Origin of the sequence: Nostoc sp. MS1, assembly GCF_019976755.1 — a bacterium.
Lineage (GTDB): Bacteria > Cyanobacteriota > Cyanobacteriia > Cyanobacteriales > Nostocaceae > Trichormus.
In genome coordinates, this window is the sequence record NZ_AP023441.1 from 7029018 (window position 1) to 7044684 (window position 15667).

Sequence of the window (15667 nt, forward strand, 5' to 3'; positions counted from 1 at the left end):
TTTAACTACGTTATTTATTTGTAGTAATATTTACTATGAAAACCCAAAACTAGAATTATGCAGAGAATAAACTGGCTCGATTGCTGGAAGGGGATTGGTATCTTAACTGTAGTCTTAGGACATATAGTTGACCCTATTCATAAGTATGTTTTCTGGTTTCATATGCCAATATTTTTCTTTATAAGCGGATATTTATACCGTAATAAATACAGTAATTTTGTTTATTTACGGAAAAAGATAATATCTTTATTACTGCCATATTTTTCTTTTTTGATATTATTTAGTACTATTTACCCCTTTTTATATCCGCAAAATTCAACCTCTATAGGATGGCTCAAGTACATATACTATCAATTATATGGTGGTGTTTATTTGATGGGCTGGTTTGGTGTCTTCTGGTTTATTACTTGTCTATTTTTTACACAACAGTTGTACGACTTTATTTTCAAGAGAGTTAAAGCTAATGATTGGCAAATGCTGAAGGTAATAATAGTTTGCTATTCACTCGCTATGCTCAATTTATGGTTTTTAAAATTCAAATTTCCTTTGGGTATCAACGTGCTTGCGTTCGCCATTATTTTTTACTGGTTGGGTAATATAACTGCTAGAAAGTCAATTAAACTTAATTTAATACCTGTAATAGTAGCAATTATTATCTTCGCTACAGCAGTGGTTGCCGATATTTTTGGTTTTATTAACTTTAATTTTGATATGAAATATACCCAATATGGAATTATCGGATTAAACATTGTCTTACCACTTACAGGCATTGTCATCACACAAAAATTAGCTGAAGCAATTCAAAGTACGTTTATAGGTAATGTTTTCGCCTATCTTGGCAAGATTTCTATGGTTGTTATGTACATACATCAGCCAGTGCAATTATTGTTAAACGATTTCTTAATAAGTAATAAATTAATCAGAGTGGTAGTCGCTATTGGTTTTTCTTGTATTATCTATGAAGTAATCAGCAGGAGTTGGTTTACTCGCAAGATGTTGTTAGGAGAAGGTACAGTAATGAGATGAACTATAAAAAGTTCTTTATCGATAGCTAATATGCAGATTTTACTACTATCAAAACTAAAATGCCTGGTATCGCAGAGAAAAGGTAAAACCGTTGTCTTGGAGGGTATCTCCTTTATCATTCACATTTGTTAGGGGAATCCCATAATCTAAACGCAGATTGAGATTGCGACTGGGTTGCCAAAGTAAGCCTAAACCAAAACTGGAAATTGTCTGTGGCTGCGGATTACTATCACGACTGTTCCACACTGTGCCAATATCAAAAAAGGGTGCTATTTGTAAAGTATTGGAATTAGTTAGCAAAGGAGTACGCAGTTCTATAGAAGCTGTAAACCCATTGTCGGCTACGAGTTTGTTTTGAGTGTAGCCACGAACTGTATCAACTCCACCAATACTAAACTTTTCTAGAGAGAGTAATGAGTCTCCTGTAAGTTGCGCGTTAACTCTGGTGAGTAGTAATGTACGTGGTGATATTAACTGCACCCATTGAAATTGACCTAACCAAGAAAAGAAGCGTCCATCAGTACCAGTATCATTGACTGTAGCATCAAATGCCCCAATTCCCAGACTAAATTGAGAACGAGCAGCCAAAACCTTTGTAGAATCACGTTGTACCCAATCTTGGGAAAAACGAATTGCTGTTACTTTTGATTCGCCATTCTCTGCACCAGGGGAAAAGGAAAAGGGGATATTATCTAGTAGATAGGTTTGTGAACGACGTAAATCTAATCCGAAGGTAAAAGCTAACTCTGTTTGGGGTTGACGATATAGGGGGCGGCAATAATTTATAGAATAGGTTTGTGTGTCACTTCTAATCTTCAAGTCACGGAAATCTTCGGTGATGATGCGGCTATCCCCATTATTCAAGCGAAAATTGAGGGTATCATTATTGCCGTTGAGGGGAATTGTATAGTTGATATCGTAGAGGTTGAGTCCTTCGGTAACTGCATATTCAGCCGTTAAGCGATCGCCAAAACCAAGCAAGTTATCATGGTTAATAAATCCTCCTATCTGTGTCGAACCAATACTAGGAGTTTGATTGTTGGCGATGAATACTCCCCCATGAAATGCAGGTGCTTCGGTAATTTGCACCAGTAGGATATTATTACCAGGAGTACTACCTGCTGTTAACTCAGCATTTACCCGCTCAATTATGGGATCGAGTTGTAATAGTTGCAATGCAGCTTCTAAACGTTGCCGATTTAATGGTGTAGCAGTGGCTTTGGCAAGGCGCGATCGCACGTATACTGGTTGCAGACTCCTCAAACCAGTGATTTCTATTTTTTCTAATCCCCCTTCCACAACCTGAATTTTTACCACCCCAGTTGTGAGATTTTGATTGTTGGGCAGAAATGCCCCACTAGTGATGTAGCCACTGTTGATGTAAAGTTGAGTAATATCCGCACGTAATTTGAGTAAGTCTGCAAAAGTAACTTGACTGTTCTCGAAAGGTTTAATTAAATCAGCTATTTCATTCTGGAGGACTGTAGCACCTAAAACTTCCACTTTTCTGACTAAAAAACTTTCATTGCTGGGAGTTGTCTTAAATGGTGCGGGTACAGCAGGAGGAGTCAGAATAGGCGCAGCCGGGTTAGTAGGTGTAGGCGTAGTAGGTGATGGCGTGGGTTGAGGAATAGTTTGGTCAACTGTATTTGGTACATTGGGGGGAATACTAACTCCTGGTGGTGGAACCGATTGAGCAAGAGTAACATTAGGGAGGTTAACCAGGCTGAAAAACAGAGGTAAGCTGGAGCTAGAAAATAGAAATTTTTTTGGTCTAGCCTTCCTGGTAGATATAGTATTTTCCACAATTATGGAGTAAGCATCTAACACTGTGAGTAGTATTACTGATATCGAGTCTAAACTATCACAATTTATGTCTGCTTGCAAGCGTTCTAATAGGGTTATTTTAGGTAAATGGCGATGCCTGCGGCGGGCTGCGCTAACGCACTGCCATTTTCTAAGTCTCCCACACATCCCAATCCTTCTACATTCAAAGAACAAGTTAAAGAGACATCCCAATTACGAGTAATATAATTACCTCTTTGCCATGCCATTTGGCGAACATAAAAATAATTACCGTCAGCAGCATTAACTAATTGGGTAGGAGTAAGTATCAAAATTAAACAGTCCCGCGATGTGCATAATTTAATATTAGCGCTAGCATCATTAAAACCACCCAATATGGCAGAAGTACAACCATATACTTCTCCTTCAAAAGCAATATTACAAGTTGATGGGTATAGTGTTCTGTGATATGTAAAGTTAACTGCTCGTTCGGCTAATGCCGAATTAGTGTTTAAGCTTAATAAGCCTACAGATGTAAGTAAAGATGCAGCGATTTTCTTTAACATGACATTTATCCTCAACAAAAATTGAGAGTTTATTGTATAACTCATCAATTCTGGTGTATTACACAATACACATTAAAATAAGAATAGAAAATATTCGTTCACCATTTCTGCTGATTAAAATGCCAGATTCATCATTGAAGCTTGCAGAAAACTGCATTGTATTTTATCGGCTGTGTTGATATTACAAAGTAGCAGTAAACGCTTTACTAAGACTTATATTAGCCGTATATTTAAATCTGCGCTTATATTTGCTATAGCTTTTAGTGGTATTCTAATTGCTGTGTTTTTATTTGTCTAAAAATTATTTACAAGTAAATAAAAAAGGGATGATTTACACCATCCCTTCTGCCAAAACAAACTTTATATTTTACTAAGAGAATTAAAAAATTCTAAAAGTAAATGGATAACGGAAAGGTTCATCAGGCTGGCTGAGACAATGGAAAATTGCCCAAATTGTTAGTCCCCAGTGCAGCGCAAAACCTAAAGCAACTACCGGGAAGAATAAAATTCCACCGATACCAAAGGTTAGCCAAGATAAAATTCCTAATGGTACGCCAATTACAGTAGCCCAGAACCAAACATTAAAGTGAAAATTAATTGATTCTTTGGCATTACTTTTAACTACTGGGTCATCAGATAATAAATTAATGACAATAGGAACGCCTATAGAAAATAATGTTGTACTAAAGAAAATTGCCCCATGACTCAGCGATGACAGCAATTTGCGTTTATCAGAATCGAATGTTGCCTGCATCCTGGTGGCTCCTCAATTACTTCTTAACTTTAATTTTAGTAGTTAAATTTTATGTTTCATATTAGAGCTTACCGTAATTAACTATGATTGTAAATTCTTCTTAAGATAGAGGCAATTAGGCTCCTAACCACCAAATTCAAGCTATGAGGTTTACCGAACCATGACAATTCATCAGGCGGCATAATACATTATCACCCGTGTTTATCAGCGATCGCCTTACCTGATTGAGCTAATATTGCTTCCAATACCACAATCTTTCTAAAAAGTTGGCTGAACCAACAATGGGTCGAGTTGACCTTGAGTATCTAACTTATAAAGATCATCGCAACCGCCGATATGTTGGTTGTTAATAAAAATTTGTGGGACTGTGCGGCGACCATTGGCGCGTTCTGCCATTTTGGTTCTTGCTGCTTCGTCACCATCAATGTTGTACTCAGTAAATTGTACACCTTATCCACCACAGCAACATTTTGGCACGGATGCAATAAGAGCAAGTTTGCCAAGTGTATATCTCTACGTTAGCTTTGACTTTTTCTGGAGAGCGACCGAAAAGTTGATTGAGTAAGTTCAGCATAATTCTTATTTTATTAGGTTGATTAAAATTATAAAATGGGCAGAAAACTGCGTATAGTATCGGAAGTCAGACTTAAGAAAGTTAGTTAAATTTTGTCTAACTCGATAGTATAAGCATAGTTCTACTAATTATGAAAACGAGCGCGAAGCCACCGTAGACGAGCTTCTAAACGCTCAAGACTTTCTGGATGCTGCTGCCCAATAATAAAATTCCACAAAGCTGTTTGAAAAGTACGCGCTTCAACAAATAAATCTAGCACTTCTTTATCTAACGCTAAACCGTAACCTTTAAGAGCCGAGGCCGCACGTTCAATATCTGTTTCAAAGACATGGCTAGAAGCAATTAAACAAGCAATATCCCAAGCAATGTGTCCGACAAAAGTGTCTTCCCAATCTGTCCATAGCACTCCATGTGTGGTGTTAAGTACATTAGAAAAGTTAGCATCACCATGAAGTAATTGCACAGGTAACTGAAGTTGTTTGAATTTATTTTTGAGGTTGTAGTTAACTGCTTGCAGCATTTGACTATTACTGAGACTGAATGCGCCTTGAGCAATAAGATTAGACAGCAGATTTTCAGATTCGGTTAAAGGATCTAAGACTGTAAGTTCACCAACAAATTCGACTAAAGCTTCATGGCATTCGCGCAATGTACGACCAACAATATTCGCATCTGGCAGTTCATCTATCTCTTGAACAAATTCCCAAAAACTTAAGACCAAACCACCGTGTTGATGTGGCCCTGGTGGAATGAGATTGCTTGGACGAACAATAGGTGCGCCTGCTTGTGCAAGAAAACTCGCTACTGTAAGCTCATTTGCAAACCAAGTATTACCAAATCTTACTGTGCCTGTTGTTGTTGCAATACGTGCAACTACAGGCGCAGGACGCAGATGTATGACTAAATTGCCTCTATCTTGTAGAATGACAGTCTCATCAAATTTCAAATTTTGCTGCCGAGCTACGACACAAGCTGCATTTATTGCAATTTCTAGACGAGACTTGTCAGATTTAGCAGACATATTACTCACAAGCGAGCCTTATATAACTAATTTTTTATCTCAAACATAGTAGATTTTAGAGAAATGTTAACTCTCTGAAAAGCTTGTTAATTAGTGGAGATAAAAAATTACCATGAATTATTTAGAAGTAGAACAATATCTTCATCAGAATATACCAATTTCACACCAAATGGCAGTATCAGTAGTATCCATTGATGAAAAAGGAGTAATTTTAGCCGCTCCGCTATTACCAAATATTAATCATCATGGCACAGTATTTGGCGGCAGTATATCAAATTTAGCAATTTTATCAGCCTGGACATTAATTCATGTTCGACTTCAAGAATTACTAATTACTAGTCGCATTGTGATCAGAAGAAATACTGTTGATTATTTCAAACCGCTTCAAGGAGATTTTCAAGCTCATTGCATAGCTCCAGTTGAAGATAACTGGAGTAGCTTTGTGAGCAACTTAGACGAAAAAGGGAAGGGAAGAATTATTTTAAATGCAGAGATTACATCAAGTGACATTTGTGCTGCTAAATTTCAAGGTGAGTATGTTGCATTGAAAATATAGGTTGTATCAGAGTAACTAGCTTGATAAGGGAAAGGGAGAAGCTAATACCCAACCAAAAAATAACGTACTACCAATAGCATAACCCCAAGAATTATTCAGCGAACTAGAACAAAATGCAAAAATACCCATAAATATAGGAAATAATGGCAACAGAAGATAAATAAAACTTAGTTGTGGTAGAAAATAAATTACCAGAGTATACAGATGAAGAACTAAAACGAATCACCATACTACCAGTAGGCAGTCGGTTGGAACAGGGTGCAAAGTACCTTGACCTCAATGACCCAGAACATCATGAGTTGACAGCAATGGGTGGTATGGAAGCTGGAACCGATAACTTGTATGTACCCAAGACTGAGGTTGAATCAATACAATATGGATATAGACGGACGAGTGCTTTGATAGACAAGCAACTGATATAGCCGTCTTAGAAAAAAACTAAAAATATTCGTCGAGGTGAGTTATGACAAAAGAATATATGGACTCTTTAGAGTTATTGGTTGATCAATTAACATTGTCTGCTGTTTTAGAAATGCTAGAGAGAATCTCTCACAAAAAGGCAGAAAATTTAAGGACTCATTGGCAAGATGAAAACACTGCCAAGCTTTGGGACAAAGCAGCTAGACAGATAGAACAGATAAATATTGATGTTTGACCCAGCAAGAAAATTCTCAAAATTAGTAATCTTTTTTGTTGGTAGTTGAACGAATAGCTTGTTCCAACTCCTGCATCAACTCTTCTTCCATATCACGTTCTTCCTTGAGTTCTCTAACCATTTCTTGGCTCGAACCAATCAGCAAGCCAGAAATGCCACCAATAATGGCATATTTTTGAGCTAAATCTTTATACATTGGACTTGTATAAGGGGAAGGAAGTAAATAAGCAATAATAAAACCAATCCCGACACCTAAGAAGGCAGTTACAATGCCAGAGAAAGCAATAAGTTTGGGGTTCATTTTCTTCGCTCCGATGTTCAATACCTCTTTTAAACCTTGAGGTATACTTCTATTGTCTGAGGACATCTTCAAGTTGAAATTTTCTCTTTAAATCTTTTAACCATCTGTTGTATAAGTTAATTGGGGGCAGATGGAACGACGAACAAAAAAGATGGATGCTGATCGATATCAACGTCCATCCAGATTTTTCATGCTTATGTCAACTGTTGTAATGAGTTAATTACTTAGTCTCATGAGACGCACGATCATCACCAGTCTGCGTTCCAACTACGGCTGATTCTTGGTTAGGATGTGTAGTTGCTTGTTCATCCTGGTGTCGATTATTGCCTCCAGACCGAGTAGAAGATTTGCGTTTGAGGAAACGTTCTTCCAAAGTTTTAATGATGACATACAGCACGGGAACAATCAGTAAACTCAGAATTGTGGAGACAAGTAGTCCTCCAAATAATGCAGTTCCCAGCGACCAGCGTGAGGCGGAGCCTGCTCCAGAGGCGATGACAAGAGGGAAAAATCCCAGCAATGAAGCACTGGAGGTCATGACAATCGGTCTAAATCGCTCTTGCGCCGCAGTTAAAGCTGCTTTGGTAATTGTCATTCCTTCTTCAAAGGCTTGATTGGCAAACTCGACAATTAAAATCGCATTTTTTGAGGCTAGTCCAATCAACATAACTAAAGCTACGTTAGCATAGACATCATTTACCAACCCGCGCCACGATAAAGCACTCAACGCACCCAACAAGGCTAACGGTACAGTTAACAGAATAATTGCCGGGTCAACATAGCTCTCATACTGAGCAGCTAGGGTAAGAAACACCATAATTACCCCGAAACCAAAAATGAGAATCCCTAAACTACCTGCGGCTAATTCTTCACGAGCGGTTCCTGTCCAATCACTACCAACTCCTGGTATTGCTGATGCTGTTACTGCTTGTTGCATTGCTTGGATTGCTTGTCCACTACTGTAACCTTGTGACTCTCTACCTTGGATACTAATCGAGCGAAAGCCGTTATAGTGAGAGATGACGGATGGGCCTGTGATCGGCGTAAGTTTTGCTACCTCGCTCAATCGCACCATTTGGTTATTTACTGAACGCACATAAAGCTGACGGATATCATCTGGAGAGCGTCGGTAATTACCTTCAGCCTGGACATAAACACGATAGCTTTGCTGTCCCAAGGTGAAATCATTAACATACTGCGAACCAATAGCAGCTGATAGAGTATTTACAGCTTGTTGAAAATCAACATTGAGCGCCTCTAGGCGATCGCGGTCAAAGTCAATTTGAAATTGGGGTGTGCTGGCGGTAAACTGTGTAAACACCCCACCAGCTAAAGCTGGCTGTTGATTTGCTTGAGCAATGATGGCTTGAGCATTGGCGAAAAAGTCATCAATTGTTAATCTTCCGTTGGTACGGTCTTCTAGTTGTAACTCAAACCCGCCCAAGGTACTAAAACCTTGTATTGGTGGAGGACTGACTGCGGTGATAATAGCTTCGGGAATTTTTGCAAATGCGCCATTAATTCGCCCTAAAATTGCCGATGAACTTTGCTCAGGTTTGGTGCGTTCTTCCCAAGGCTTCAACTTGGCAAAGAACACACCGCGATTTGAACCACTACCAGCAAAACCAAATCCTGAAGTTGCGAAAACGTTATCAACTTCTGGTTCACTCTGCAAAATTTGTTCAAGTTTTGTAATTACTTGGTCAGTATAAGCCAGGGAAACGCCATCTGGAGCTTGAATAATGCCTAAGACAATTCCCTGGTCTTCAGTGGGTACAAATCCTGTCGGCACATGAGTAAACATAAAATAAGTTGCCGCTAAACCCACGACAAACAAAGCCACGACAGCGTAACGTAGGCGAATCAAAAGATTGACGATCGCCATAAACCGTTCGATGATCCATGCCAAAATCTGGTTAAATTTGTTAAAAAACCAGCCTAATGGGCCGCGTTTGGGTCTTGGCGGACGTAGTAAGATCGCTGCCATACTGGGACTGAATGAAAGTGCGTTAAACGTCGAGATGGCAATAGAGAAGGCAATTACTAACGCGAACTGCTGATACATTTTTCCGGTTGAACCCGGAAAAAATGCTACGGGAATGAACACAGCCATCAACACTAAAGAAGTTGCAACCACTGCTCCAGTCAGTTCTTCCATTGCTTCATAGGAAGCTTGCAATGGTCTGACTCCCTGTTCTATTTTCCGGGCGATCGCTTCTACAACGATAATCGCATCATCAACTACTAACCCCGTCGCTAAGATTAAGCCAAATAATGTCAAATTATTGAGTGAAAATTTAAATACGTAAGCAAATGCTAAAGCACCAATCAAAGAAACGGGAATCGCCACAATGGGAATAATTGTCGCCCGCCAGTCTTGCAGAAACAGAAAAATCACCAAAACCACCAGAGCGATCGCTTCTACTAAAGTCTTGACAACTTCTTCGAGTGATGCTTGCACAAACCCTACAGTGTCGTAAACAATCTGGGTTTTTAATCCAGGCGGAAAGTCTTTCATCAGTTCGTTCATCTGCGCTTCGATGTTTTTGGCCACATCTAGAGCATTACTTCCTGGTGACTGATAAATTGCTAGACCAATCGCCGGCTTACCATTATTTCTGGCATTGCTGGTGTAGGTTTCTGAACCAAGTTCGGCACGCCCGACATCTTTCAGTTTAATTAAATTGCCATCGCTACCTGCCTTAATTACAAGGTTTTCAAACTCCGCCGCATTTTGAAACTGACCATTAACTCTTAAGGGAATTTCGTAGCTTTGCCCAGGAGGTACTGGTGCTTGACCTAATGTTCCGGCTCCGGCAAGAATATTTTGCGATCGCAATGCTGTCGCTACATCGGCTACAGTTAATTGCCGACTGGCCAAAGCATTTGGATCAAGCCACAACCGCATCGCATATCGCTTCTCGCCAAAAATTGTTAGATCGCCGACTCCAGGCGTTCGCAGAATTTGATCTCGTAAATTTAGATCAATATAGTTACTGATGAATAGTGGATCATACTCGTTATTTTCTGCATAAAATGTATAGACTAACAAAATACTTGTAGAAGCCGTCTGTGCTGTCACACCAAGTTGTTGAACACTTGTGGGTAAGCGGGGTGTTGCTCTGGCGATACGATTCTGTACGTTAACTTGAGCAATATTTTTATCAGTTTGTGAACCAAAATATACTGATATTTGGCTACTTCCCGCCGAACTGTTCGATGTCATGTACTGCATACCCTCGACACCGTTAAGCTGTCGCTCAATTGTTGTCGTCACAGCACTTTCAACAGTAGATACATCCGCCCCTGTATAGTTAGCAGACACCTGAACACGAATCGGTGCAATATCTGGTAAGTAATTGAGTGGCAGTAAGGGAATACATATGCCTCCCAAAATGAGAATTAATAAAGTACAAACGGTAGTTAGTACCGGACGCTTGATAAAGTTGTTGGCGATCGACATGAGCGAATGTCCTGGGTTTAAGATTGCGGTTGAATAGGTGTGCCTTCTCTAAGTTTGAGAATGCCGGAAGTAACAATGGTTTCTCCAGGTTTAAGTCCATCAAGAACTTGATAATTTGTGCCTTGAATATCACCCAGGCGCACTAAACGCTGATGCACAATTTGCTGTGGCTTGCCGTTGACAGTGGTATTTTCGGTAACAAAGACAAAACTTTGTCCACCAATCCGAGAAATGGCCACTGTGGGAATTAATATCCCTGGTTGTTGATTCCAAATGATTCGCCCTTGAACGTATTGCCCATCACGCAATCGTCCCTGAGAATTGTTAAAGCGTGCCTTGCTTAAAATCGATTGCTGATTAGAACTGACTGTAGGAGAAATATAGTTAATTGCGCCTGTACCAATCAGTTGTTGAGTAGTGGGGTCTATTAACTGTACAGGTAGTCCAATTCTCAGTTGCTTCAGGCGATTGGAAGGTACACCAAGATTCAGATCGAGTGCATCGTTTTGAATGATTGTTGTGATCGTTTGCCCAGTATTAACATAATCTCCAACTTTGACAGGAAATTCTCCTACTACGCCTGTAATTGGTGCTACCACTCGTTTTTGATTCACATTGACTTGAGCGGCTGCCGTACTGGCTTGCGCGGCGCGGACATTAGCCTGTGCTTGCCGGATTGCTGCTGCTGCTGCCGCAACTTGCTTATCTGCGGCTTGCAAATCCGCGATCGCTGTTTGTAAATTATTTCTAGCTACATCTAACTCTTGTCTAGCCTGTGCGCCTTCACTTACTAATTGTTGGGTACGATTGAATTGAGTGCGTTGCAGTTGCACATTTGCTGCAACCTTAGTACGTTGGGCTTGGGCTTGTTGTAGCTGTGCTTGAGCCGTTGTTAACCCAGCTTGTGCTGCACTGGCTGCGGCAATGGAATTGGCCACATTTGCCTGCGTCTGATCCAAACTCAAAGAGGCGATGGGTGTTCCCTTCTGTACCCTTTGACCACTAGACACCAAAATTGCTTCGATTCGCCCTTGAATTTGCGGTTGTAGAGTAACTTTTTGCTGCGCCTCTAATGCACCAACAAAATTATCACTTTCTTGAGTAGTGTTAGTGCTAACTTGCTGAACTTTTACTGGTAATGCCGAGTTTGCAGCCTTTGATGTGGGCGCGTTTTGTTTAGGGCTATTTGAACGACTAGTTCCATTGGAAAACACACTCATCCCACCAATAGCTAAGACAATACCCAGCCCCAACCCTACTAATAGCCCTTGTTGCCCTGAGAGTCTTTTCAAGGCAAAATTACTGTCTTTAGGAGTTTCCATTATTTGACCCTACTACTGCCCAAACAAAATAAATGTAATAAATGTAATAAATGATACTTTTATTGTTCGGAGTGAACAATAATTGTCAAACTTCACCGAGAAAATGTTCTCATCAAGTTTGGACAGTAAACATTACTTGATTTTTGGTTAAATTTGTCTCAAACTCCAAACTCCCGCTCCTTGTGAAACAATTTAAAGGAAGAGAAAACAGCAAACTTACTGCTAACTCATGATGATAGAACACAGCTATAATTAATTTCTCTTTCATTAGAAAGAAAGGTATATTTTTTGCAAATAAATATTTTAATTTTTCAAGAGATAAAGAAGAGAGAATATTTTAAGTCTCAAGATACTTTTCAATATACCCAAAAGTAAGCATAGCGAACTGGCAAGCGTATTTCCATAGAAACGCTTGCACAAATTAAGTAAGTATAAAAATAATAATTATGAGCTAGAAATAAATATATCTACTATGATTTTAATGATTATCTGACATACATATTGCATAATAATTGGCTACTGTTTTTTGATAGCTCTATTTATTTCTGGCTCAGGTATACCAAAAGCCATAAGGCAAAATGCTCTAGCCCAACCAACACAGCAGTAATACCCACAGCTAGACCAAACAAAATTAAATTGTTTTCATTGCCTGCTTTTAAAGCAAAGCTTAAGGATGTAGCGACAGCCGGAGGGTGCATAACGTCTAACAGAATCATTAAGATGCGTTTGACCTGCCAACTACCCTACGCGAACAGTTGTGAGGTTTTAATCTATATCTACTTTCTTGTTCGCTTTTTTACTCTGGAATGGTTGCAATCTTTGCTCTAATAATTTAGCGCTACACTAACAATAATAGCGTCTACCTAACTAGGGGTAAACGCTATTGGTTTATTAAATCCAGGGATAAAATATAGTTAAATAAAATCCCTGATGTTTACTATAATTAAGAAAGATTTAATTGATTACACAGTACTGCGACGAGTTAACAAGTTCCACAAGAAAACAGCAACAATTGCACCAAGAACCGCTACTGCAATACCGGGAATACTGAGTGTGGGTGCAGCTAATGTCAACGTTCCTGTACTGAAAAATACCCCCAAACTACCACCAACAAAAGCACCGATAATTCCTAATAAAATTGTTCCTAAGATTCCACCACCTTGATGACCAGGGTAAATAGCTTTAGCAATAGCACCAGCAATTAAACCTAATACAATCCAAGCAATAATATTCATTGTTCTTTTGATAAATAGTTTTGATTGACACCTATAAACTTAACAGTTTAACTCTGAACTTCTAATCTCCCAACAGAAATAATTCTTAATTACCTTAAGAAGGAACTGTGACTACTCCTGATGAAATAGTCATCAGGAGAGAAATAAAAAAGCTCCTAGTAGGTCTTGACTAGAAGCTTATTAATTCATTTCTCGGTAATTGCAGTATGGATACTTCTTCTACTGTAAGAATTAAGCTAAGTTCAAATACAACTCAAGGACTTGTGAAATACTGAGTGAAGCGATCACACCTCCATTGCAACATTCCCTCTAAGAAAATAGGCTTTAAATTTTGAAGTGATATTACTAGACTCTGATCCATTTCAATACATCAGGATTTTTGTCATAGCGATAGGTAAAGCCGTCTTTAGCCGAAATAGTCTCTCCTCTGCTGGCCTTACTTCTAATAGTATTAATGGCATAGAATGTTAACTCACTCATTTCTTTATGAGAAAGACCTGCACTAAGAGTTTTCTGCATCAATATTACTGATTTGCTTTGGTATTCATTATTAGGCAAGCTGTCTGTAGTAATGCGAGTATTTTCAGGAGAATTATCGGGAGTTGTTTTTTTGTTGCGATAATCCTGGACAGTCATAAGTTCCCATTGGGAATCTTCTGTAAGTTCCAGAACCCATTGATGATAATCAAATAAACTTTCTCGATGTCCAACACTAATAAAAGTTGTTTTCGTTTCTTGTAACTGTCGATATAAATTACCTTCATTATTTAAATCTAAGGCACTTGTTGCTTCATCTAATATCGTGAACCTGGGATGAGTGACTAAAAGACGCGCGAAAGCCAGACGTTGTTGTTCTCCCAGCGATAGAATATTTTCCCAAGGAACTTCAGTATCAAAACCTTCAACTCGATTGAGCAGGTTTTGCAGGTTGACTTGCTGCAAAACTGATTTCATTTGTTTATCACTCATTTGACGATTTGTTTTCGGGTAAAGCAACTGTTCGCGTAAAGTTCCCAAAATGATATAAGGACGTTGAGGTAAAAATAAGACTTCTTCTAGGGGAGGTCGTACTATACGACCAGTACCCGCATTCCACAAACCCGCGATCGCTCGCAGCAGTGAACTTTTACCTCGACCACTCGGCCCGACAATTAACAAACCTTCCCCTGGTTGAACAGAAACAGATAAGTCATCGACAATCACTTGTTCATAGTTAGGGGTTTTTAAAGTGACATTTTCAAAAGCAAAATGGTTTTCTTCTATTGCTTTAATAGTACTGACATCTTCAGGTTGTTTACTTACTTCTTCTAAAGCGTCAGAAAATTCAGTCAAACGTACAACATAACTAGAAAATGTACCGGAAGTTCCAAACTCAGTGATTAAATCTCCTAAAGCACTAGCAAACATATAGCTAGCTAAAGCGGATTGCTCAACTTGCCCGTAATCAATTTCACCTTTAATATATAAAGGCCCAAGTATTAAAAATGGAAATATTTGGATAGCAGAGCGATATCCTCTAGCGAAAATTTCCCTACCTCTCTCCCAGTTTATCTTGCGTTCAGTATTTTTTATTAAAACATTTAACCGTCGGCTAATTATATTTAATTCCTGTTTTTCACCCTGAAAAAAAGCTATCGATTCAGCGTGATTTCTGATATGAGTTAAGCCATAACTGTAATCGGCTTTAGATTCTAGTTGTTCTTGACTAATTTTATTTAATTCTTGAGTTATGTAAATAGCAATAATATTACCAATAATTGTATAAATAAGCAGAGGAATTGCAATCTGTTGAGAAATTGACCAGACAATTATTAAAAAAGTTATCATTTCCAGCACTTTTTCTAGTAAAGTAGCTGAAAAACTTAAAGCATTACTGGTAACAGGTTCAATCTCTTGAGATAATCGTTGATCTGGGTTATCAATATCAGATTTAAAATTGATTTTATAATAGGCTCGATTATGTAAATATTTATCTAAAATTTGTTGATTTAGCCATTTGTACCAATCAAGAGCGAGTTTTTTTCTAATATCTTTAGTAAATCCTGCTAAGAGCGTTACTAATATGAGTCCAATCGCATAAACCACTATTGTTTTAGTGAACTGAGAAGCGTCTTTTTGTTGAACGATTACATCAATCAAACGCCGATTAGTAAAACTATTAAAAGCATTTACGCCTACAAGGGCAATGATTAAAAATATCAGGGCAATCAGCGTTAGCCATGAACGAATCACTTCTGAAAATGCCCTTTTACCTGACTCTGTTGGATACCAGTAAGGCTGGGCGATTCTGTTGACATCTTGCCAAAATTGGCTAAAAGCTGAAGAATTATTCGTTACGGATCGGTCTTGAAGAACTTGAGTCGCCATATTTGCAAAAAATAATAATTAATGATTTGCTTAAAACAATTG

Annotated in this window: 14 protein-coding genes and 1 pseudogene; 4 read left to right on the top strand and 11 right to left on the bottom strand. The window is 38.7% G+C overall.

Translation table 11 applies throughout. From position 1 onward, the window contains the following. The first annotated feature begins 57 nt into the window (after positions 1-57). Positions 58-1026, top strand: coding sequence for an acyltransferase family protein (locus NSMS1_RS30450; RefSeq protein ID WP_224089029.1), 969 nt, complete (start codon positions 58-60; stop codon positions 1024-1026). Positions 1027-1080: 54 nt separating this feature from the next. On the opposite strand, the gene NSMS1_RS30455 is transcribed toward NSMS1_RS30450, so the two are convergent. From NSMS1_RS30455 to NSMS1_RS30475, 5 genes and pseudogenes are all read right to left on the bottom strand, one after another. After that, positions 1081-3000, bottom strand: a complete 1920-nt coding sequence (locus NSMS1_RS30455; RefSeq protein WP_317986559.1) for a ShlB/FhaC/HecB family hemolysin secretion/activation protein — start codon at positions 2998-3000, stop codon at positions 1081-1083. Further along, positions 2928-3377, bottom strand: a complete 450-nt coding sequence (locus NSMS1_RS30460) for a hypothetical protein (protein WP_224089032.1) — start codon at positions 3375-3377, stop codon at positions 2928-2930. The genes NSMS1_RS30455 and NSMS1_RS30460 overlap by 73 nt, the downstream gene beginning before the upstream one ends. A gap of 379 nt (positions 3378-3756) precedes the next feature. Further along, positions 3757-4131 (bottom strand): DUF4870 domain-containing protein, encoded by a 375-nt coding sequence (locus NSMS1_RS30465; protein WP_224089048.1) that lies wholly within the window; start codon positions 4129-4131, stop codon positions 3757-3759. Positions 4132-4389: 258 nt separating this feature from the next. Beyond that, positions 4390-4705: pseudogene (gene grxC, locus NSMS1_RS30470) on the bottom strand (glutaredoxin 3). A 124-nt stretch (positions 4706-4829) separates the two neighbouring features. Next, positions 4830-5726: a phosphotransferase gene (locus NSMS1_RS30475; RefSeq protein ID WP_224089050.1), complete on the bottom strand. Its 897-nt coding sequence runs from the start codon at positions 5724-5726 to the stop codon at positions 4830-4832. Between the two features lie 112 nt (positions 5727-5838). On the opposite strand from NSMS1_RS30475, the gene NSMS1_RS30480 reads away from it, so the two are divergent. The 3 genes from NSMS1_RS30480 to NSMS1_RS30490 all read left to right on the top strand — a co-directional run bounded on the left by NSMS1_RS30480 (position 5839) and on the right by NSMS1_RS30490 (position 6937). Further along, positions 5839-6282 carry a thioesterase domain-containing protein gene (locus tag NSMS1_RS30480; protein ID WP_224089053.1) on the top strand — a complete coding sequence of 148 codons (444 nt, stop codon included), beginning with the start codon at positions 5839-5841 and terminating at the stop codon, positions 6280-6282. 173 nt (positions 6283-6455) lie between these two features. After that, the gene (locus tag NSMS1_RS30485) at positions 6456-6704 is read left to right on the top strand and encodes a hypothetical protein (protein ID WP_224089056.1); all 249 of its coding nucleotides are present in this window, start codon (positions 6456-6458) and stop codon (positions 6702-6704) included. 41 nt (positions 6705-6745) lie between these two features. Next, complete coding sequence (locus tag NSMS1_RS30490; protein WP_224089059.1) at positions 6746-6937, top strand: hypothetical protein; 192 nt, start codon at positions 6746-6748, stop codon at positions 6935-6937. A 22-nt stretch (positions 6938-6959) separates the two neighbouring features. Here NSMS1_RS30490 and NSMS1_RS30495 read toward each other — a convergent pair whose 3' ends face one another. The 6 genes from NSMS1_RS30495 to NSMS1_RS30520 all read right to left on the bottom strand — a co-directional run bounded on the left by NSMS1_RS30495 (position 6960) and on the right by NSMS1_RS30520 (position 15625). After that, on the bottom strand, positions 6960-7304 hold the full coding sequence (locus tag NSMS1_RS30495; RefSeq protein WP_224089074.1) for a hypothetical protein: 345 nt from the start codon (positions 7302-7304) through the stop codon (positions 6960-6962). 154 nt (positions 7305-7458) lie between these two features. Further along, positions 7459-10701, bottom strand: coding sequence for an efflux RND transporter permease subunit (locus NSMS1_RS30500; protein ID WP_224089077.1), 3243 nt, complete (start codon positions 10699-10701; stop codon positions 7459-7461). Between the two features lie 17 nt (positions 10702-10718). Continuing rightward, the gene (locus NSMS1_RS30505; RefSeq protein WP_224089080.1) at positions 10719-12023 is read right to left on the bottom strand and encodes an efflux RND transporter periplasmic adaptor subunit; all 1305 of its coding nucleotides are present in this window, start codon (positions 12021-12023) and stop codon (positions 10719-10721) included. A 539-nt stretch (positions 12024-12562) separates the two neighbouring features. Beyond that, positions 12563-12739, bottom strand: coding sequence for a hypothetical protein (locus NSMS1_RS30510; protein ID WP_224089083.1), 177 nt, complete (start codon positions 12737-12739; stop codon positions 12563-12565). 246 nt (positions 12740-12985) lie between these two features. Further along, entirely contained in the window at positions 12986-13258 is a 273-nt protein-coding gene (locus tag NSMS1_RS30515) for a GlsB/YeaQ/YmgE family stress response membrane protein (RefSeq protein ID WP_224089085.1), read from the bottom strand. A 345-nt stretch (positions 13259-13603) separates the two neighbouring features. Next, positions 13604-15625, bottom strand: coding sequence for an ABC transporter ATP-binding protein/permease (locus NSMS1_RS30520; RefSeq protein WP_224089087.1), 2022 nt, complete (start codon positions 15623-15625; stop codon positions 13604-13606). Positions 15626-15667 lie beyond the last annotated feature (42 nt).